The organism is Psychrobacter sp. GW64-MNA-CIBAN-0177 (assembly GCF_040309585.1).
Taxonomy (GTDB): Bacteria; Pseudomonadota; Gammaproteobacteria; order Pseudomonadales; family Moraxellaceae; genus Psychrobacter; species Psychrobacter okhotskensis.
In genome coordinates, this window is the sequence record NZ_JBEOOY010000100.1 from 1 (window position 1) to 320 (window position 320).

1 protein-coding gene is annotated in these 320 nt (G+C 44.7%); it reads left to right on the top strand.

Going from position 1 to position 320, the window contains the following annotated elements; translation table 11 throughout:
• Positions 1-320 (top strand): prolyl oligopeptidase family serine peptidase (locus AAEY79_RS14345; RefSeq protein ID WP_352288935.1); only part of this gene is annotated, 320 nt, incomplete at both ends.

Genomic DNA, 320 nt, shown 5'->3' on the forward strand with positions numbered 1-320 from the left:
GCTGGGGCATAAACAACTAGCCAAGGTAGAAGAGCTATGGCTTAAATCGAACCACGATCAACTGCCAATTCAAGCTTGGGTAGCCTACCCGCCTGGTTTTGACAGTAATAAAAAGTACCCATTAATTCTTGAAATTCATGGTGGCCCGGTAGCCAATTACGGCCCGCACTTTAGCGCCGAGGTACAATTATATGCGGCTAAGGGGAACGTTGTATTGTATATGAACCCTCGCGGGAGTGATTCTTACGGCAAAGAGTTTGCACAAACTATTCATCATAATTACCCAAGTAACGATTATGACGACTTAATGACTGGAGTAG